15 protein-coding genes and 1 pseudogene are annotated in these 19,233 nt (G+C 38.6%); 10 read left to right on the forward strand and 6 right to left on the reverse strand.

Annotation, left to right across the window (positions count from 1 at the left end):
* Positions 1-3 precede the first annotated feature (3 nt).
* From pstB (HMPREF2637_RS03700) to HMPREF2637_RS03715, 4 genes are all read left to right on the forward strand, one after another.
* Positions 4-807, forward strand: a complete 804-nt coding sequence (gene pstB / locus HMPREF2637_RS03700) for a phosphate ABC transporter ATP-binding protein PstB (protein WP_064524444.1) — start codon at positions 4-6, stop codon at positions 805-807.
* A 12-nt stretch (positions 808-819) separates the two neighbouring features.
* The gene (pstB, locus tag HMPREF2637_RS03705) at positions 820-1,578 is read left to right on the forward strand and encodes a phosphate ABC transporter ATP-binding protein PstB (protein ID WP_002890956.1); all 759 of its coding nucleotides are present in this window, start codon (positions 820-822) and stop codon (positions 1,576-1,578) included.
* A gap of 28 nt (positions 1,579-1,606) precedes the next feature.
* Positions 1,607-2,260 (forward strand): phosphate signaling complex protein PhoU, encoded by a 654-nt coding sequence (gene phoU / locus HMPREF2637_RS03710; protein WP_004182526.1) that lies wholly within the window; start codon positions 1,607-1,609, stop codon positions 2,258-2,260.
* 133 nt (positions 2,261-2,393) lie between these two features.
* Complete coding sequence (locus HMPREF2637_RS03715) at positions 2,394-4,934, forward strand: M1 family metallopeptidase (RefSeq protein ID WP_064524446.1); 2,541 nt, start codon at positions 2,394-2,396, stop codon at positions 4,932-4,934.
* 163 nt (positions 4,935-5,097) lie between these two features.
* Here the strand turns inward: HMPREF2637_RS03715 and xerS are convergent, their stop codons facing one another.
* Positions 5,098-6,168, reverse strand: coding sequence for a tyrosine recombinase XerS (gene xerS / locus HMPREF2637_RS03720; RefSeq protein ID WP_064524454.1), 1,071 nt, complete (start codon positions 6,166-6,168; stop codon positions 5,098-5,100).
* 205 nt (positions 6,169-6,373) lie between these two features.
* Positions 6,374-7,363, reverse strand: coding sequence for a lipoate--protein ligase (locus tag HMPREF2637_RS03725; RefSeq protein ID WP_064524456.1), 990 nt, complete (start codon positions 7,361-7,363; stop codon positions 6,374-6,376).
* Between the two features lie 123 nt (positions 7,364-7,486).
* Between HMPREF2637_RS03725 and HMPREF2637_RS10795 the strand changes: the two genes are divergently transcribed.
* Complete coding sequence (locus tag HMPREF2637_RS10795) at positions 7,487-8,605, forward strand: hypothetical protein (protein ID WP_253183499.1); 1,119 nt, start codon at positions 7,487-7,489, stop codon at positions 8,603-8,605.
* Between the two features lie 118 nt (positions 8,606-8,723).
* On the opposite strand, the gene glgP is transcribed toward HMPREF2637_RS10795, so the two are convergent.
* From glgP to HMPREF2637_RS03745, 3 genes and pseudogenes are all read right to left on the reverse strand, one after another.
* Positions 8,724-10,985 (reverse strand): glycogen/starch/alpha-glucan family phosphorylase, encoded by a 2,262-nt coding sequence (glgP, locus tag HMPREF2637_RS11500; protein WP_064525638.1) that lies wholly within the window; start codon positions 10,983-10,985, stop codon positions 8,724-8,726.
* 84 nt (positions 10,986-11,069) lie between these two features.
* Positions 11,070-12,509, reverse strand: a pseudogene (malQ, locus tag HMPREF2637_RS11505) (4-alpha-glucanotransferase); the annotation flags it as partial.
* Positions 12,510-12,769: 260 nt separating this feature from the next.
* Positions 12,770-13,762 (reverse strand): LacI family DNA-binding transcriptional regulator, encoded by a 993-nt coding sequence (locus HMPREF2637_RS03745; protein WP_064524459.1) that lies wholly within the window; start codon positions 13,760-13,762, stop codon positions 12,770-12,772.
* Between the two features lie 182 nt (positions 13,763-13,944).
* Here HMPREF2637_RS03745 and HMPREF2637_RS03750 point away from each other — a divergent pair, with 182 nt between their 5' ends.
* From HMPREF2637_RS03750 to HMPREF2637_RS10805, 5 genes are all read left to right on the forward strand, one after another.
* A complete protein-coding gene (locus tag HMPREF2637_RS03750) occupies positions 13,945-15,192 on the forward strand; it encodes an extracellular solute-binding protein (protein ID WP_064524460.1) in 1,248 nt (415 codons plus the stop codon).
* Between the two features lie 113 nt (positions 15,193-15,305).
* A complete protein-coding gene (locus HMPREF2637_RS03755; protein WP_064524462.1) occupies positions 15,306-16,664 on the forward strand; it encodes a carbohydrate ABC transporter permease in 1,359 nt (452 codons plus the stop codon).
* Positions 16,664-17,500 carry a sugar ABC transporter permease gene (locus HMPREF2637_RS03760; protein WP_004182537.1) on the forward strand — a complete coding sequence of 279 codons (837 nt, stop codon included), beginning with the start codon at positions 16,664-16,666 and terminating at the stop codon, positions 17,498-17,500. The genes HMPREF2637_RS03755 and HMPREF2637_RS03760 overlap by 1 nt, the downstream gene beginning before the upstream one ends.
* Before the next feature lie 15 nt (positions 17,501-17,515).
* A complete protein-coding gene (locus HMPREF2637_RS03765) occupies positions 17,516-18,652 on the forward strand; it encodes an ABC transporter ATP-binding protein (RefSeq protein WP_037599808.1) in 1,137 nt (378 codons plus the stop codon).
* Positions 18,653-18,810: 158 nt separating this feature from the next.
* Positions 18,811-18,903, forward strand: a complete 93-nt coding sequence (locus tag HMPREF2637_RS10805; RefSeq protein ID WP_004182539.1) for a type I toxin-antitoxin system Fst family toxin — start codon at positions 18,811-18,813, stop codon at positions 18,901-18,903.
* 135 nt (positions 18,904-19,038) lie between these two features.
* On the opposite strand, the gene HMPREF2637_RS03770 is transcribed toward HMPREF2637_RS10805, so the two are convergent.
* Positions 19,039-19,227, reverse strand: a complete 189-nt coding sequence (locus HMPREF2637_RS03770) for a twin-arginine translocase TatA/TatE family subunit (protein WP_037599806.1) — start codon at positions 19,225-19,227, stop codon at positions 19,039-19,041.
* Positions 19,228-19,233 lie beyond the last annotated feature (6 nt).

Genomic DNA, 19,233 nt, shown 5'->3' on the forward strand with positions numbered 1-19,233 from the left:
ATCATGACAAAATACAATTGGGACGAGCGTCATATTATCACCTTCCCAGAGAAGGAGCTCGCTCTTGAAACAAAGGACTTGCATGTCTACTATGGTCAAAATGAAGCTATCAAAGGCATTGACATGCAATTCGAGAAAAATAAAATCACAGCTCTTATTGGGCCTTCAGGATGCGGTAAATCAACTTTTCTTCGTAGTCTAAACCGTATGAATGATACGATTGATATTGCTAAGGTTACTGGACAAATCCTTTATCAAGGAGTCGATGTTAACGCAAGTAATATCAATGTTTATGAAATGCGTAAACATATTGGAATGGTTTTCCAACGTCCAAATCCATTCGCCAAGTCTATTTACAGAAATATCACCTTTGCTCACGAACGTAAAGGTGTAAGAGATAAGCAAACCTTGGACGAGATTGTTGAAACATCACTTAAGCAAGCTGGACTTTGGGATCAAGTTAAAGATGACCTTCATAAATCTGCCTTTACCCTCTCAGGTGGTCAGCAGCAACGTCTTTGTATTGCAAGAGCTATTGCCGTGAAACCGCAGATTCTCCTCATGGACGAACCTGCAGCTTCATTGGACCCTGTAGCTACTATGCAGCTCGAAGAGACCATGTTTGAACTTAAGGAAGATTACTCTATTATCATCGTGACGCACAATATGCAACAAGCAGCGCGTGCTAGTGATTATACAGCATTCTTCTACCTTGGTGATCTTATCGAATATGATGAAACCAAGAAAATCTTCCAAGATGCTTCCCTACAGTCAACCAATGACTATGTATCAGGACGCTTTGGATAGAAAGGAGCACTTATGACTGAACCAATCATTTCAATCAATGATTTATCGGTGTATTTCAATAAGAAAAAAGCCCTCAATAATGTGACAATGGATTTCTATCCAAATGAAATCACGGCCCTTATCGGTCCTTCAGGATCCGGGAAATCAACCCTGCTCCGTTCTATCAACCGAATGGGAGATTTAAATCCCGAATGGACACTTACTGGTGCTGTTTCATACAACGGTCACAATGTCTACAGTCCTCGAACAGATACCGTTGAACTCCGTAAAGAAATCGGAATGGTCTTCCAACAACCCAATCCTTTTCCAATGTCTATCTATGAAAACGTGGTTTATGGCCTTCGTATCAATGGTATCAAAGATAAGGCTGTTCTTGATCAAGCAGTAGAAGAATCACTAAAGGGTGCTTCAATCTGGGAAGAGGTTAAAGACCGTCTCCATGACTCAGCACTTGGACTTTCAGGAGGGCAACAACAACGTGTCTGTATTGCACGAGTGCTAGCCACATCTCCAAAGGTTATCCTTCTTGACGAACCAACGTCGGCCCTCGACCCTATATCCGCTGGTAAGATTGAGGAAACCCTCTATAACCTTAAAGAACAATACACCTTGTTGCTAGTCACTCGTTCTATGCAGCAGGCAAGTCGTATCTCACAACGAACAGCCTTTTTCCTTGATGGAGAGCTCATCGAGTATTCATCAACGAAAGACATGTTCCTAAATCCACAACATAAAGAAACTGAAGATTATATTACCGGTAAATTCGGTTAAGAAAGGACAGATTACTAAAAAAATTATGATGTTACGAACTCCCTTCGAAGAAGAATTAGAAAAACTCCACAACCAATTTTACGCTATGGGTACAGAGGTTGCAGCTCAGCTTAAGAAAGCTGTACGTGCCTTTATCAGCCATGACCGTGATTTGGCTAAGGAAGTCATTGAAAATGACGAAATCGTCAATAACTACGAAACCAAACTTGAGAAAAAATCACTTGAAATTATTGCTCTACAGCAACCTGTATCAAGTGATTTGCGTACAGTTATCACCGCACTTAAAGCATCTAGCGACGTTGAGCGTATGGGTGACCATGCCGTTGCTATCGCTAAAGCAACCATCCGCATTAAAGGTGAAGAGCGTCTAACTGAAATTGAAGCTGAAATCAAGAAAATGGGGAAAGCAGTCCGCCACATGGTCGAAGATGCTCTAGATGTTTACTTGAACAGTGACGAACGACGCGCTTATGAAATCGCAGCTTCAGATGAAATCATTGATAACTATTTCCGTGATATTCAAGCCATGACAGTAGAAGGTGTTCGTAAGAATCCTGATGCCGCCTTCGCTGCCAAAGAATATTTCCAAGTACTTATGTATTTGGAACGTATCGGTGACTATGCCCGCAATCTCTGCGAGTGGGTTGTCTATCTCAAATCTGGTAAAATCATTGAACTATAGGCAAAGCTTCCAATCTATGTTATAATGGGTCTGTATTGAATAATTCAGACCCTTTTCTTTTGTAAAAGAGTCTAATATCGAAACATTTGTCAGTCTGTTTCGATACGAAAAGTTAGATTAGGAGTATATACGTATGACAGCATCTGTTGCTCGTTTTATCGAAAGTTTCATCCCTGAAAATTACAATCTTTTCTTGGACATTAATCGTTCTGAAAAGACCTTTACAGGGAATGTTGCCATTACAGGTGAAGCCCTTGATAACCATATCTCCCTTCACCAAAAAGACCTTACCATTAGTTCCGTTCTCTTGGATAATGAATCGTTAAACTTCCAAATGGATGATGCTAACGAAGCCTTTCATATTGAACTTCCAGAGACCGGTGTTTTGACGCTTGTCATTGAATTCTCTGGTCGTATTACAGATAATATGACAGGGATTTACCCATCATATTACACCTACAATGGTGAGAAAAAGGAAATTATTTCAACGCAGTTTGAATCTCATTTTGCGCGTGAAGCCTTCCCATCTGTTGATGAACCAGAAGCTAAAGCTACTTTTGATTTCTCATTGAAATTTGATGCTGAAGAAGGCGATATCGCTTTGTCAAATATGCCTGAAATCAATAGCCATTTGCGTGAAGAGACTGGGGTTTGGACTTTTGAGACAACCCCTCGTATGTCTACATACCTCCTTGCCTTTGGTTTTGGAGCTCTTCAAGGTAAGACAGCGAAAACACAAAACGGTACTGAAGTTGGTGTCTTCGCTACAGTTGCACAAGCTGAAAACAGCGTTGACTTTGCCCTTGATATTGCCGTTCGTGTCATTGATTTCTACGAAGACTACTTCCAAGTCAAGTATCCTATCCCATTGTCATACCATCTCGCACTTCCTGACTTCTCAGCAGGTGCCATGGAAAACTGGGGACTTGTTACCTATCGTGAAGTTTACCTTCTTGTAGATGAAAATAGCTCAGCTGCAAGTCGTCAACAAGTAGCCCTTGTGGTTGCCCACGAATTGGCTCACCAATGGTTCGGTAACCTTGTTACAATGAAATGGTGGGATGATCTCTGGCTTAACGAAAGCTTTGCCAATATGATGGAGTATGTTTCAGTAGATGCCATTGAGCCTAGCTGGAATATCTTTGAAGATTTCCAAACAACTGGTGTGCCTCATGCCCTCCAACGTGATGCTACAGACGGTGTTCAGTCTGTCCACATGGAAGTCAATCACCCAGATGAGATTAATACCCTCTTTGATAGTGCTATCGTTTATGCTAAAGGTAGCCGTCTTATGCATATGCTTCGCCGTTGGTTAGGTGACGAAGCCTTTGCTAAAGGACTTAAAGCTTACTTCGAAAAACATCAGTACAACAACACTATTGGACGAGATCTCTGGAATGCCCTTTCTGATGCTTCTGGTAAAGATGTCTCTAGTTTCATGGATACTTGGTTGGAGCAACCAGGTTACCCTGTTGTTAGTGCAGAAGTAGTTGACGACACTCTTATTCTTAGTCAAAAACAATTCTTCATTGGTGAACATGAAGATAAAGGTCGTCTTTGGGAGATTCCATTGAACACAAACTGGAAGGGTCTCCCAGATACACTCTCAGAAGAGCGTATTGAGATTCCAAATTATAACCAGCTTGCTGCTGAAAATAAAGGAGCTCTTCGCCTTAATACAGCAAATACAGCACATTACATCACAGATTATCAAGGTGAACTCTTGGACCAACTCTTAGAGGAATTTGCTAACCTTGATACTGTAAGTAAACTTCAGATTTTGCAAGAACGCCGTCTTCTTGCTGAAAGTGGCCGTATCTCGTATGCAAGCCTAGTCGCTCTTCTTGATCTTGTCGAAAAAGAAGAAAGCTTCTTGATTGCTCAAGCTAAGTCTCAAATCCTCGCTGGTTTGAAACGCTTTATAGATGAGGATACAGAAGCAGAAGTGCATTACAAGGCTTTAGTACGTCGTCAATTCCAAAACGACTTTGAGCGTCTTGGTTTCGATGCCAAAGATGGAGAATCAGATGAAGACGAAATGGTTCGTCAAACAGCTCTTAGCTACTTGATTCAAGCAGACTATCAACCAGCAGTCCTTGCGGCCGCAAGTGTTTTCCAAGCTCATAAAGAGAACATTGAAAGCATCCCTGCAAGTGTCCGTGGTCTCGTTCTCATTAACCAAATGAAACAAGAAGACAGTCTAACTCTTGTTGAAGACTATGTCAATGCATATGTAACAACAAATGATAGTAATTTCCGCCGTCAATTGACTCAAGCAGTTTCATACCTTAAAAACCAAGAAGGTCTCGACTACGTGCTAGGTCAGCTTAAAGACAAACATGTCGTTAAACCTCAAGACTTGTACCTATGGTATATGAATTTCCTCAGCAAATCATTTGCACAAGAAACCGTTTGGAACTGGGCGAAAGATAACTGGGATTGGATTAAGGCAGCCCTAGGTGGCGATATGAGCTTTGATAGCTTTGTTAATATCCCAGCTGGAATCTTTAAAACGCAAGAACGTCTTGATCAATATATTGCTTTCTTCGAGCCACAAACAAGTGATAAAGCCTTAGAACGTAATATCTTGATGGGAATTAAGACAATTGCTGCACGAGTAAACTTGATTGAAAAAGAAAAAGCAGCCGTTGAATCTGCCCTTAAAGATTATTGATAAGTAAAACAAGCTTTCCATGAAGGAGAGTTTGTTTTTTGTGTGTGATATTTTACATAAATTTAGTTATGTTCATAAATGGTCATAAAATAATTTTAGCATAATTAAATTTATGTAAAATAAAAAATAATCACTCCAAATAGGAATGGTTAGACTAGGGTAATTATAAATTATCTAGAGCATTTTTTTGCTCATCATTGACGATATGAGTATAAAGATCAGTAACCTGAGTGGAAGCATGGCCAAGTTGGTGACTCACTAAAACTTGAGACTTGGTAGCATCATAAAGGCGTGTTGCCAGAGTATGTCGAAGCTTGTGGGGAGTCACACGAATTTTGAAATCCTGAGAATATTTGGCAACCATCTTTTCGATACTTGAAGCATCAATACGGTTTGGAACCCCTCGATATTCCGTTAAAAAGAGGGCAACATCTTGCTTTTCAGCCTTATAGCGTTTATCACGTATACTGAGATAAGTTTCAAGATAGGGCTTTGCAAAACTTGCTACATTAACTGAGTCCCGTTTGCCACCTTTTCGAGTGACGTCGATGACCATCATTTTTAGATTGATATCTTTAAGGTCCAGATTAACAGCTTCAGAGAGTCGAACACCTGAAGCCAGTAGCAAGGCAATGATAGCCAAATCACGTTCTTTATTCTTATAAAACGAAGATTTGGCGCGATTTGAGAGCTTGACTTCGTATTCATTTTCTACATAATCAAGGAATTCCATGGTTTCATCGCCAAGAAAGAGTTTTTGTTTGATATTCTCAGCACGTGCAGCTAGAGTTTCTTTCTTTTTCTTAGTAGAAACTTTTTTCATGACGTTACGATAGAAATAAGGCTCACCGTCAGGACCCTCGACCTCCTCGGTTAAATACTTATAGAGACTAGATAGAGCTGAAAGTGTACGATTAATGGTTGTTTGAGAGACACCCTGTTTCTTGGAATAGGTATTCAAAGATGGACGTTCACGTAGATAAAGCACAAATGACTCCATATCTTTTTTAGTTAAATTTTCCAGGGTTTTGATGTCAATTGAGGCAATATCATGAGCATCTGAAATACCTGAGTCAATCAACCAGTCAAAAAAGCGTTTATATTCCTTAAGGTATTCGTATAAGGTCGTAAAAGAATATGGAACCGATAGTTTAGACTGATAATACTCCAAGACAAACCAGGGCATTAGAGATTTGTATTCTTCAATTTTTTCGAGTAAGAGTTCACGTTTCATTTGTTTTTTCTCCAAAATTACTTAATAGAAGTATATCACACCCTTATCTTTCTTTCAAGAAAATTACAGTTTTTCGGAAAGATGTTATAAGGTGTTTTTTACTTAGAGGTTTTTATAGATTTACCGGCCAGCCTATATAGAGACTCACTTAGTCAATCATAAAAGAAAAAACAACCTGGAGTTTTCCAGATTGTTCAACCAATGATTAAGCTACGATAGCTTTTGCAACGTCCTCGGTTGTCATACGTGAGAAATAATGTGTTGTGTCAATAGTTTTAAGTTTTGCCAAGACATCTTCGTACTCGTACGGTACACCAACCAACAAGTCTTCAATATCTGATACATCTCCGATACCAAAGAAATCTCCGTAAATCTTAACAGATTTAATGATTGAATTTTCAACGTTGGCATAAGTCGAGATCTTACCAGCTGGGTAACGAACATTACGTTCTACTGTGTATTCTGGTGACTGTCCGTAAGTCCAATCCCATGTATTGAATTGTTTCTCATAAGAATCTTGAATCTTAGCCAATTCGCTTTCAGAAAGGACGTATTCTGTCATTTCTGGGTAGAATTCTTTCATTTTTTCCAAGATTTTATCTGAGAATTCATTTACACTGATTTTTTCTGGCAATTCGTCGACGATGTTGGTCACACGAGCACGTACAGATTTAACGCCTTTTGATTCGATTTTGTCTTTGCTGACTTTGAGGGCTTGGCCAAGAACCGACATATCAACGTCAAAAAGCAAGCAACCATGGTGCATCATACGACCTTTATAGTAAGCTTGAGCATTTCCACAGAACTTTTTACCATCGATTTCAAGGTCATTACGACCAGTAAATTCAGCCTTAACTCCCAAATCAGCAAGTGTGGCGATTACAGGTTGAGAGAAAGTCTTAAAGTCAAAAGCACCTTCATCTGCCTTATTAGAGATGATGGTATAGTTCAGGTTATTCAAATCGTGATAAACAGCGCCACCACCAGACAAACGGCGAACAACCTTGATACCATGAGCATCTGTATATTCTTTGTTAATCTCTTGAATGGTATTTTGGTGTTTACCAACAATGATAGCTGGACGGTTAATCCAAAGAATGAACAATTCATCTTCATTCACCAATTCACGAAAAGCATAGGCTTCCAAAGCAATATTATAGGCAGGATCATTTGATGTATTTACGATATATTTCATGAGGTCTCCTCTTGTAATGTGATACTTATATTATAAAGGAAATCGGAGACAAAGTACACGAAGACGCCTTAAGTATAAGGATTTTCATGATATAATAGTATAAAATATATGGGGAGTTTTGACATGATACAAAATCCTAGTAAATTGAGTCTCTTTTTCTCAAGGCTAACTAATAAAATAAATAAAAAGTTCAAAATAGCCTTAGCTCTGCTTCTTTTTGTAACCCTTGGAATTTTTCTCTATAATGCCTACCAAAGAGCTTATAAGCCTTACCTCTATGATAAGGAGAATTACTATTACAAGGCTTATCATTACAGTGTCAAGAAGATAATACCTCAAAGAAAAGTTGTCAAAGATATTGAGATTGAGGTTCTACACTTCGGAAAAGACGATTTTCCAGATGATTTGTCTACCTATAAGGTCGCCCATTATATTGATAAAGGAATTGATCCCCGAAGACTTTTCTTACATATTACTTTTACAGATAATACCAATATGACTTTACCTTTTGGACAGGTGACCTCTACTGAAAACCATTATGAAGAATATCAAAACTATTTCGATCATAAAGTTTTTGAAGTCGGTCCAGGCTTTGATAAAGAATGGTTTTCTAATGCGGAGAATTACAGACAAATGATTCAGCGTTTCCCAGGATTACATGATAAAACAATGGATACCGACTTCGAATTATATCTAAGGGATTTTCTCTTTTTGATAGTTCCTGGCGATACCCTATATCAAACTGGAGCTGTCAAAGAAGGCGTCAGTAAATACCACTTTAAGTTGAAAAATCCTAAATCAGGAATAATGCAAAGTTATTTTATCTATGGAAATGAAGGCAAAATTCCATTATGGGATTGGCAAACTCCCTTTGTTACTTTTGATAAAGATTTTGCTAACAAAGAAAGAATCCAGGAATTTTTCGATGACTACGAAATTAGAGAGTATGGAAATTATTGGAATGGCATCTACCATATACAATTCCCTCACTTAAATTCATTTAGAGGTGACAGATACAACTTTTATAAAATGGCTTTTTACTCAGATGAATTTAAAAATTTTCCACTAAGCCTTGATTTAACAGGTAAGAGCGAGAATTTTAAAATTACCATAACAGATTCATACCTACAAGAAGAATCCAGAACTGCAAAAGATCAAATCCATTATCTAAAATACTCAACATCTAAAACTTATGATGCATCAAATAAAGAAGCATATATTAATGATATATTGAATCATTAATATAACTGACAGAATTAAATTTATGTAAACACAGCTAACTATCTAAATTAGCTGTGTTTTTTTCATGCAAAAAAACAAGACCATTTCTGATCTTGTTTCCTTCTATGCAACTAGATTTTTATTTTGTGTGCCAGATGTCTTTGTCATACTGTTCGATTGTACGGTCAGATGAGAAGAATCCTGCTTCAGCGATGTTGTAAACAACTTTTTTGTTCCATGCATCTTGATCTTCGTAAGCTGCGTATACTTCTTCTTTCTTGTCGATGTATTCAGCCAAGTCAATCAAAGTCATGAACCAGTCTTTAGAGATAAGTTCTTTTTGGAGACGTTCCAAGCGTTCTTTATCTCCAACTTTAACGAGGTCTTCACTTACGATAAAGTCAACAGCTGCTTTGATGTTAGCATCTTTTTCGTAGTAATCACGTGATACATAACCTTCTTTTTCGTAAAGGTCGATGATTGTATCAGAGTCTTTACCGAACGTGAAGATGTTTTCTGGTCCTACCAATTCAGCAATCTCAACGTTGGCACCGTCCATTGTACCAAGAGTGAGGGCACCGTTAAGCATGAATTTCATGTTACCTGTACCTGAAGCTTCTTTAGAAGCCAATGAGATTTGTTCTGAGATATCTGTTGCTGGAATAAGGTGTTCAGCAACTGTTACGTTGTAGTTTTCAACCAAGTGAACATTGAGGTATTTGCTTACTTCTGGATCATTGTTGATGAGCTCAGAAAGTGACAAGATCAAGTGGATGATGTCTTGAGCAATAACGTAGGCAGGAGCTGCTTTACCACCAAAGATGATAGTGATTTTACGTTTTGGAAGGTTTCCTTTTTTGATTTCCAAGTATTTGTGGATGACATACAAAGCGTTCATTTGTTGACGTTTGTATTCGTGGAAACGTTTGATTTGAGTATCGATAATTGAGTTTTCATCAAGATCGATACCTTTGTTGGCTTTAAGATAACGTTTAAGAGACAATTTGTTATCATATTTGATTTCAGCCAAACGTTTGTGAACTGCTGGATCATCTGCAAAGGCAGCCAATTTTTCCAATTGAGTTGCGTCAGTAAGGTAACCATCGCCAATCAATTCTTTGATATAATCAGCAAGTTCTTGGTTTGAGAATTCCAACCAACGACGGAATGTAATACCGTTTGTTTTGTTGTTGAAGCGTTCTGGGTAAAGGTCGTAGAATGGTTTCAACTCAGAAGATTTAAGGATTTCTGTGTGAAGCGCTGCTACACCGTTAACGCTTGTAGAGAAGTGGATATCCATGTGTGCCATGTGAACACGCTTGTCTTTGTCAATGATTTGAACACGTGGATCTTCGAATTTTTCACGAATGATAGCATCCAATTTTTTGATGATAACAACAAGGTGTGGAACAACTTCTTCAAGGTAGTCAAGAGGCCATTTTTCAAGGGCTTCAGCCAAGATAGTGTGGTTTGTGTAACCAACCATTTTGCTTACGATTGCCACTGCTTCATCAAATTCAAATCCATGTTTTTCTGTCAAAAGACGGATCAATTCTGGAATTACCATTGATGGGTGAGTATCGTTGATTTGTACGTAAGCGTAATCTGGAAGGTCGTGAAGGTTAGATCCACGTTCGATAGCTTCGTCAATCAAAAGTTGAGCAGCATTTGATACCATGAAGTATTGTTGGTAGATACGCAAGAGCTCACCTTTACGAGTTGAGTCATCTGGGTAAAGGAAAAGTGTCAAGTTCTTTTGGATTTCGTCTTGATCAAAAGTGATTCCTTTATCAATCAAACCGTAGTCCACACCATTGATATCAAAGAGGTTAAGGTAGTTCTTAGTTTCTTTCTTATAACCCAAGATATCCAAACGGTCCAAACGTGATTTCAATGTGAAGTTTTTGAATGGAACATCATAAGAGATATCAGTTGGTACCAACCAAGATTGATCTTCAATCCAGTAGTTTGGTTCTGCATCTTGTTTGTTTTCTTTGAAGACTTGTTTGAAGAGACCACAGTGGTAGTTAAGACCAACACCTTCACCGTTGATGCCAAGTGTTGACATAGAATCGATGAAACATGAAGCCAAACGTCCCAAACCACCGTTACCAAGAGATGGTTCTGGTTCGACATCTTCAATTTCGCTGATTGATTTACCAGCAGCATCCAATTCAGCTTTAACATCTTTGTAGATGCCCAAGTTGATCAAGTTGTTAGACAAAAGTTTACCGATCAAGAATTCAGCTGAAATATAGTAAACTTTACGTTTGCTATCGTTTTTAGGTTTTGGAGCAGCTGCTTCTTTTACGAATTCCAACAAAAGGTAGTAGATTTCTTCGTTTGAAAGGTCCTTAAGATTTTTATTTTTTGCTTCAACGTAATTTGTAAATGTAGACATTTTATTTATTTCCTCGATTATATCTTTTTTATTTACTCGATTATATCTTTCTGTAATATCAGTTAAAAATTCTTTCTTATCAACAGTGATTTCACCTGGAAGCATACGCCATTTCCAGTTTTCTCCAACTGTGTTAGGGAAGTTTGTACGGCTATTTTCAGGTTTATCAAGAATATCTTGCATAGTCGCAATGGCTGTGTTACTTACTGTTGCAAAGAGTGTGCGAAGAAGGGCACGTGTGATTGGTTCACCTTGACGACGGTTGATGTAAGCATCAGTGTAATCACGTTGCTCTTGTGTCAAGTTATCATACCAACCGTTAATAACTTCATTATCATGTGTACCAGTGTAAGCCACTGAGTGTTGTGTGTATACGTGTGGAATATCAATGCTGTTACCAGTGGTATCATAGAAACCAAATTGAACAATCTTCATTCCTGGGTAACCACAGTCTGCAAGAAGTTTACGTGTCTTATCATCAATATTACCAAGGTCTTCGGCAATAATCTTAAGATCACCCAACTCTTCTTTAACCACTTTGAAGAGGTCATAACCAGGTCCTGGAACCCATTCCCCATTTTCAGCAGTTTCATCGCCACCAGGGATTTCCCAGAAGTCAGAGAAACCTTTGAAGTGGTCGATACGCAAGTAATCATAAAGTTTGAATGATTCTTGAATACGGAACACCCACCAAGCATAGTTTTCTGCTTTGTGTTTATCCCAAGCGTAAATTGGGTTCCCCCAAAGTTGTCCAGTTGCTGAGAAGTTATCTGGTGGAACTCCGGCAATGTAACGTGGTTTACATTCAGCATCTAGTTTGAAGAGATGTGGTTGAGTCCAGACTTCAACACTATCAGCTGAAATGTAGATTGGCATGTCACCGATGATTTGAATACCACTTTTGTTAGCATAAGCTTTTAGTTCTGCCCATTGGCTAAAGAAGAGGTATTGTACCACTTGGTGATATGTGATAACATCAGCAAGTTCTTTGCGAAGTTTCTCAAGAGTTGCTTCATCGCGTTTAACTGCTTTTTTATCATCCCAATCTTGAAGTGCTTTGTTATCGAAGTGTTCTTTGATAGCCATGAAATCAGCATAATCAGCTAACCAGTTAGCATTTTTAGTTTTAAAAGCTTCGAATCTTTTAGTTTCTTTCTTATCTGCTAAAATTGCTTTAACTGCTTTTTCAAGAATTGGACGACGTGCTTCGTAAACTTTAGCATAGTCAATAAACTCAGGATCTGACCCAAAGTCAGCGTTTTTAACATCAGCTTTAGTTAAAAATTTGTCACGAATAAGGAAATCCAAATCGATAAAGTGTGTATTTCCTGCTACCGCTGAGAATGATTGGTAAGGTGAATCCCCATAACTTGTTGTAGTAAGTGGCAAAATCTGCCAGTAAGTTTGTTTTGTTTCTTTTAAGAAATCAACAAAGTCATAGGCTGCTTGACCGAAAGATCCGATCCCGTAGTCACCTGGAAGTGATGTGATGTGCATCAAAACACCGCTTGCTCGTTTGTTCATAACGTTTACCTCAAATTATTTTTTACACTTATTATTATAATGCAAACGTTTGCATTAGTCAAGAATTTTTAACAAAAAAATAAAAAATTTATAGCTTTTTAAAATAAAGTTCGTAAAACAAGCGCTTACATTACGGGAGTATTTTCTTAAATCTTTATTTCTATTGAATTCGAAAAATAGGTTTCTTTTTAAACGAAAAAAGTAGCCGGCTGTTTTTCTAACCAACTACTTGGATGCTCCTTAACCTATTAGGGATAAGTTCAGACGCTTTCTCTTTCTATAAGTTTAAATGGAATAATGACTTTTTGCGACTTAATCTTAGTCGCTTTAAGAATCCCAAGAAGGTTTTGAACACTTTCTTTAGCTAGTGCCTGAATATTAATGTCAAATGTGGTCAAGAAAGGATGCATGATTTCAGCAAAAGTCGAATTATTGAAAGAAATAATGGCATAATCTTCAGGAACTCTAAATCCTTGGTTGTTTAACCATTGAATGAGACGAAGGGCAATAAGGTCATCCTTAACAATCAAAGCTGTCGGAGAAAATCTTTCCAATTCCTTTTTAAAAGTCTCGATTGTTCGAGCTGAAAATACAAGTTCAGGTAAAACATCCAAATTTAGATTGTCTGCCGCTTCCTGATACCCTTGATAACGTTCCTGTCCTACTTGCCCAAATAAATCGTCTGTGACAAAACCAATCTTTCGGTGACCTTTTGCCTGTAAGTAGTTCACAGCTTCATGACCTAATTCCTTATTATCATTATCGATATAGGTTACTTTATTTTCATTATCCACTGCTGCTCCAACCACTACAAAAGGTACTTTTTGTTTTAATAAGTAATCTTTAACCGGATCTTTCTTTTCTGAATAGAGAATTATAAAGCCATCTGCCCGTTTTTGGCGATGCATGAGCTCAACTTGCTTGACTAATTCCTCTAGAGTAGCACCCGTAGCAATACTAACGACCTGAGAATGACAACTAGCCTCTTCATTGATTGCTGTTAAAATCTCCATATAGAAGGGCTGGCTGATATTTTCACGGTCTGTTAAGGGTGGAAGAACAACACCTAAACTATGAGTTAAGCCTGTTGCCAACATTTGTGCTGCTGAGTTTGGTACATAACCTAATTCTTCCATAGCTGCTCTTACTTTAATTTTTGTTTCTTCTGAAATAGCCGAGTTATCCTTTAATGTCCTACTTACCGTTGATGGGCTGACTCCAGCCTTCTTAGCAACATCTTTAATTGTAGCCATTATGTCCCTCTCATTCTCATAAAATTTTCTTTAAAGTCATAAAATATAAGAACAATTATAAACTAGATAGGTGTTTTATGCAATCGTTTGCAAAAAATAATTTTTTTTTACAAAATACTTGACAGATTGTGAAAACGGTTGCATAATGGTTATCGTAAACTAAATTTCTGGAGGAAATAGAAATGAAAAAATGGCAAAAGGTATTACTTGGTAGTGCTGGATTACTTGTGGCTGGATCGCTCTTGGTAGCTTGCGGGTCAAACTCAAGCAAGAGCTCAAGTTCAGATAGCAAGACTTTGAAACTTTGGGTACCAACTGGCGCTAAGAAATCTTACTCAGATACAGTAGCACAGTTTGAAAAGAAATCTGGTTACAAAGTTGATATGGTTGAAATGGAAGATCCAAATGCTCAAGAAAACTTGACTAAGGATGCTTCTACTGCTGCAGATGTCTTCTCACTTCCACATGACCAACTCGGTAAATTGGTAGACGCTGGAGCTATCCAAGAAATCCCAGAGCAATACTCAAAAGAAATTGCTGATCAAGATACTGAGCAAGCTACTGTAGGTGCTCAATACAAAGGTAAAACTTACGCCTTCCCATACGGTATTGAAACACAAGTTACATACTACAATAAATCTAAACTTAACGAAGAAGATGTTAAATCATATGAAACAATCACTTCTAAAGCTAAATTTGGTAGCAACTTGAAAGAAGTTAATGCTTATGTAACTGGTCCTCTCTTCCTTTCAGTTGGTGACACACTCTTTGGCCCTAACGGTGAAGATGTTAAAGGGACTAACTGGGGCAATGAAGCTGGTGTGAACGTTCTTAAATTCATCGCAGCTCAAAAAGACAACAAAGGATTTGTTAATGTTGATTCAGCTAACATGATGGCTAAATTCGAAGATGGTTCTGTTGATGCTTTCCAATCAGGACCATGGGACTACGCTGCAGCTGCTAAAGCTGTCGGTAAAGACAATCTTGGTGTTGCTGTTTATCCAACAGTTAATATCGGTGGTCAAGACGTTCAACAAAAAGCCTTCATGGGTGTAAAACTTTACGCTGTTAACCAAACACCATCTAAAGGTAACGCTGAACGTATTGCTGCTTCTTACCAATTGGCACAAGCTTTGACAAGCAAAGACAGTCAAAATAACCAATTCACTAATGAAGACCGTCACATCATCCCAGCCAACAAAGAAGTTCAGGCTTCTGAAGCTGTTCAAAAGGATGCACTTGCACAAGCTGTAATTACTATGGGTTCATCTGAGCAGTACACAACTGTTATGCCTAAACTTAGTCAAATGTCAGTCTTCTGGACTGAAAGTGCTGCTCTTATGAGTGACGCTTATAACGGTAAAATCAAGGAAGACCAATTCCTTACTAAATTACAACAATTTGATAAAGATTTGGCAGCGGCTAAATAAGAATCCTAACAATGACAAGGTAAAGAGGTGGGTCAAGTTCCTATCCTCTTTATCTTTTATTGTAGACAAAATAGAAACCATCACTAATCACACATTTATCTGAGGAGATATCTATGTCACAAACAATCTACGACACAACTCCTATGCGCCAAGTCTTCAAAGAAGGTACATGGGATGTCAAATTATCCTTTCTGGTAATGGGATTGGCAAACTTGGTCAACAAACAGTTCACCAAGGGCTTGCTCTTCCTCCTTTCTGAGATTGCCTTCTTAGTAGCCTTCGTTATCCAAATCATCCCTGCACTTAAAGGGATGATTACCCTGGGGACTCAAGAACAAGGTGAGGCTATTAAAGAAGTTAATGGGGTTAAGCTTACTGTTCAGGTCGCTGGAGATAATTCAATGCTTATGTTGATTTTTGGTCTTGCATCATTAATCTTCTGTGCAGTTTTTGCTTATATTTACTGGTGTAACCTTAAGAGTGCTCGTCATCTCATGGCTCTCAAACAGTCTGGACGTAAAGTTCCTAACTTTATCGAAGACTTCAAGACCTTGGCTGATGGTCGTTTCCACATGGGACTTATGACTGTCCCATTGATTGGAGTTTTGCTCTTCACAATCTTGCCTTTGATCTACATGATCTGTTTGGCCTTTACTAACTTTGACCACAATCACCCAGCACCTAAATCACTCTTTGACTGGGTTGGTTTCTCAAGTTTTGGTGAAGTCTTACAAGGTCGTATGGCTGGTACTTTCTTCCCACTTTTGACATGGACCTTGATTTGGGCCGTTGCTGCAACAGCAACTACTTTCTTCTTCGGTATTGTCCTTGCCCTCTTGCTTAACACTAAGGGCCTTAAATTCAAGAAAGTATGGCGTACACTCTTTGTTATCACTATCGCCGTTCCTCAGTTTGTATCCCTTCTTTTGATGCGTAACTTCCTTAATGATCACGGTCCTTTGAATGGTTTGCTTCAAACCTTGCATCTCACTAATGGACCTATTCCGTTCTTGACTGACCCAGTTTGGGCTAAGTTCTCTATTATCTTTGTTAATATGTGGATTGGTATTCCATTCACAATGTTGGTCGCAACTGGTATCATCATGAACTTGCCAACTGAGCAGATTGAAGCAGCTGAAATTGATGGAGCAAGCAAGTTCCAAATCTTCAAGAGCATCACTTTCCCACAAATTCTCTTGATTATGGCACCATCATTGATTCAACAATTCATCGGTAATATCAATAACTTCAACGTTATCTACTTCCTTACTGGTGGTGGACCTACTAATTCTGAATACTATCAAGCGGGTTCAACTGACCTCTTGGTAACTTGGCTCTACAAACTGACTGTTAGCGCTAAAGACTACAACTTGGCATCTGTTATCGGTATCTTGATTTTCGCCATCTCTGCAACATTCAGTCTCTTGGCCTACACAAGATCATCTTCATTCAAGGAAGGGGCTGCTAAATAATGAAACGTAAGAAAAATCTTTACCTAACTGGTACTTATATTCTATTGACAGTTCTAGCTGTTATCTGGTTGATTCCTATTATCTGGATCTTCCTTACAAGTTTCCGTGGTGAAGGAGCCAATGCGGTACCTTACTTCTTCCCTAAGACTTACACTTTTAATAACTACATCAAACTGTTTACCAGCGATGCTTATCCATTTGGAAAATGGTTCATCAATACCTTCATCGTTGCCACATGTACATGTATCCTCTCAACTTTGATTACCGTTGGGATGGCCTACTCACTTAGCCGTATTAAATTCAAACACAGAAATGGCTTCTTGAAATTGGCACTTGTACTTAACATGTTCCCTGGTTTCATGTCTATGATTGCGGTCTACTATATTTTGAAGGCCCTTAATTTGACACAAACCTTGACATCTTTGGTTTTGGTTTATTCTGCTGGGGCAGCACTTGGTTTCTACATTGCGAAAGGCTTCTTTGATACCATTCCTTACTCATTGGATGAATCAGCAATGATTGATGGGGCAACTCGTCTTCAAATCTTTACCAAAATTACCTTGCCACTTTCTAAACCAATCATCGTCTACACTGCCCTCATGGCCTTCATGGGACCTTGGGTAGACTTCATCTTTGCATCTGTTATCCTCGGTGACGTTAAAGATAAATATACCGTTGCCCTTGGACTCTACCAAATGCTTAACCAAGACGCTATCAATGAATGGTTCCTTCCATTTACCGCAGGTGCTATTATCATCGCCATCCCAATCACTCTTCTCTTTATCTTCATGCAGAAATACTATGTTGAAGGTGTAACCGGCGGATCAGTTAAATAATAAAGGATAAATGATATGACAACTCTTAAACTGGATAAAATTTACAAAAAATACCCAAATGCAACTCACTACTCTGTTGAAGATTTCAGTATCGACATCAAAGACAAGGAATTCATCGTTTTCGTAGGTCCTTCAGGATGTGGTAAATCAACAACTCTCCGTATGGTTGCTGGACTTGAAGAAATCACTGAAGGTAAACTCTATATTGATGGTGAAGTAGTTAATGACAAATCACCAAAAGACCGTGACATTGCCATGGTATTCCAAAACTACGCACTTTACCCACACATGACTGTTTATGAAAATATGGCCTTTGGTCTTAAACTTCGTAAATATAAAAAAGACGATATTGACAAACGTGTGCGTGAAGCTGCTGCTAGCCTTGGGTTGACTGAGTTCTTAGATCGTAAGCCGGCAGACCTTTCTGGTGGTCAACGTCAGCGTGTAGCTATGGGACGTGCCATCGTTCGTGATGCTAAAGTCTTCCTCATGGATGAACCTCTCTCAAACTTGGATGCTAAACTTCGTGTCACTATGCGTGCTGAAATTGCTAAAATTACTCGTAATATTGGCGCAACAACCATCTATGTTACTCACGACCAAACAGAAGCCATGACTCTTGCTGACCGTATCGTTATCATGAGTTCTACTAAAAATCCTGATGGTTCTGGTACTATCGGTCGTATCGAACAAATTGGTACACCTCAGGAACTTTACAATGAACCAGCCAACAAATTTGTTGCTGGATTTATCGGAAGTCCTGCTATGAACTTCTTCAATGTTAAGGTTGACGGCAATCGTATCACTAACTCTGAAGGCTTGGATATTGCAATTTCTGAAGGTCAAGCTAAAATCTTGAAAGAAACAGGTTATCAAGGCAAAGAAGTTATCTTTGGTATCCGTCCTGAAGATGTTTCAAGCAGTCCAATCGTTCAAGAAGTATATCCAGATGCCAATGTAGATGCTGAAGTCGTCGTTTCAGAGCTTCTTGGTGCAGAAACAATGCTTTACCTAAAACTTGGAGAAACTGAATTTGCTGCCCGTGTTGATGCGCGTGACTTCCACAATCCAGGTGAAAAAGTAAACCTTACTTTCAGCGTTGCAAAAGGTCATTTCTTCGACGCTGAGACAGAAAAACGTATCAGTTTGTAAAATAAAAAAATCAGCCTTCTTGAGCTGATTTTTTGTATGGCATGATTAAACTACCTTCTAACTTTTGCTTCCTGACACTCACTAAACAACTCTCTCAATCTATGATATAATATCCCTTGGCACCTCGACACCGCCTACGAAGGGAGGTGAGTTTGCCTATGATGGATTTACTATTCAAAACTATCATCGGACCTATTGTGGTCGGTGTTATCCTTCGTCTGATCGACAAGTGGTTAAACAAGGATAGATAGTGCTAAAAAAGACCCCGAGCTTATGTGGAAGTTAGCTTGGGGTCTTTTCTTGCCTATGATATAGACTTACTATTCAATACAAGTGTATTATGTCATAAAAGCTTAGAATTGTCAAGAAACTAGAGTATCTAGGAACTAGTCTTTCTTCTCAGTCTCATGATCCTTTTTATCTTCATCAGTCTTACTTACAGCTGCTTTAAATTCGGCTAGCATTTTACCGATGGATTGGCCGAGTTCTGGCAAGCGTTTAGGACCAAAGATGAGGAGGGCTCCTAGGACAATAATGATAAGTCCTGGGGCTCCGATATCACGTAGAATTCCCATGAGATT

The sequence above is a fragment of the Streptococcus sp. HMSC065H07 genome (assembly GCF_001837325.1).
In the GTDB taxonomy this organism is placed as follows: domain Bacteria; phylum Bacillota; class Bacilli; order Lactobacillales; family Streptococcaceae; genus Streptococcus; species Streptococcus salivarius_H.

What these genes read in the sequence shown, in the direction of transcription:
- glgP (WP_064525638.1), bottom strand. Translation starts at nt 10,985, where the DNA reads ATGTCTACATTTACAAATTACGTTGAAGCAAAAAATAAAAATCTTAAG.
- HMPREF2637_RS10805 (WP_004182539.1), top strand. Translation starts at nt 18,811, where the DNA reads ATGATGGATTTACTATTCAAAACTATCATCGGACCTATTGTGGTCGGT.
- HMPREF2637_RS03755 (WP_064524462.1), top strand. Translation starts at nt 15,306, where the DNA reads ATGTCACAAACAATCTACGACACAACTCCTATGCGCCAAGTCTTCAAA.
- xerS (WP_064524454.1), bottom strand. Translation starts at nt 6,168, where the DNA reads ATGAAACGTGAACTCTTACTCGAAAAAATTGAAGAATACAAATCTCTA.
- HMPREF2637_RS10795 (WP_253183499.1), top strand. Translation starts at nt 7,487, where the DNA reads ATGATACAAAATCCTAGTAAATTGAGTCTCTTTTTCTCAAGGCTAACT.
- phoU (WP_004182526.1), top strand. Translation starts at nt 1,607, where the DNA reads ATGTTACGAACTCCCTTCGAAGAAGAATTAGAAAAACTCCACAACCAA.
- pstB (WP_064524444.1), top strand. Translation starts at nt 4, where the DNA reads ATGACAAAATACAATTGGGACGAGCGTCATATTATCACCTTCCCAGAG.
- HMPREF2637_RS03770 (WP_037599806.1), bottom strand. Translation starts at nt 19,227, where the DNA reads ATGGGAATTCTACGTGATATCGGAGCCCCAGGACTTATCATTATTGTC.
- pstB (WP_002890956.1), top strand. Translation starts at nt 820, where the DNA reads ATGACTGAACCAATCATTTCAATCAATGATTTATCGGTGTATTTCAAT.
- HMPREF2637_RS03715 (WP_064524446.1), top strand. Translation starts at nt 2,394, where the DNA reads ATGACAGCATCTGTTGCTCGTTTTATCGAAAGTTTCATCCCTGAAAAT.
- HMPREF2637_RS03745 (WP_064524459.1), bottom strand. Translation starts at nt 13,762, where the DNA reads ATGGCTACAATTAAAGATGTTGCTAAGAAGGCTGGAGTCAGCCCATCA.
- HMPREF2637_RS03760 (WP_004182537.1), top strand. Translation starts at nt 16,664, where the DNA reads ATGAAACGTAAGAAAAATCTTTACCTAACTGGTACTTATATTCTATTG.
- HMPREF2637_RS03765 (WP_037599808.1), top strand. Translation starts at nt 17,516, where the DNA reads ATGACAACTCTTAAACTGGATAAAATTTACAAAAAATACCCAAATGCA.
- HMPREF2637_RS03750 (WP_064524460.1), top strand. Translation starts at nt 13,945, where the DNA reads ATGAAAAAATGGCAAAAGGTATTACTTGGTAGTGCTGGATTACTTGTG.
- HMPREF2637_RS03725 (WP_064524456.1), bottom strand. Translation starts at nt 7,363, where the DNA reads ATGAAATATATCGTAAATACATCAAATGATCCTGCCTATAATATTGCT.